The sequence below is a fragment of the Streptomyces sp. NPDC059909 genome, assembly GCF_042730885.1.
Taxonomy (GTDB): Bacteria; Actinomycetota; Actinomycetes; order Streptomycetales; family Streptomycetaceae; genus Streptomyces.
The window spans coordinates 1-418 of sequence record NZ_JBHWKX010000214.1 but is presented as its reverse complement, the minus strand read 5'-3'; the positions used below and the strand labels follow the sequence as shown (position 1 = coordinate 418).

Annotated in this window: 1 pseudogene; it reads left to right on the top strand. The window is 72.0% G+C overall.

Annotated features, from left to right (window positions below):
- A pseudogene (locus tag ACFV9O_RS40290) lies at positions 1–253 on the top strand (transketolase); the annotation flags it as partial.
- Positions 254–418: the final 165 nt, after the last annotated feature.

Sequence of the window (418 nt, the reverse complement as noted above, 5' to 3'; positions counted from 1 at the left end):
GCGCAGTTTCGGGTGGACGGTCCTGGAGGCCGACGGGCACGAGCCGGACCAGTTGCGGACGGCTCTGTCGCGCATCCCGTACACCCCCGGCAGGCCGACCGTGCTGCTGGCCCGCACGGTCAAGGGCAAAGGGCTGCCCTATGTCGAGGGCCAGGCCCGCAGCCACTACGTCCGGCTCACCGAGCGCGGACACCGGCGTGCCCGTGCCGCGGTGACACGCGGCGAACGAACGGAGACGACATGTCCGTCGTGACAGCCGGACCCACTGTGCCGGACGAGGCCCGCGCGGCCCGGGAGGTGTACCGGGACGTCCTGGTCGAGTTGCTCGGCGAGGACGAACGCTACGTCTGCCTGGACAGCGACACCGGCCTGTTCTCGGCCACCTCGTGGGGCGAGGGGGCGCGGCGCTACCTCAACC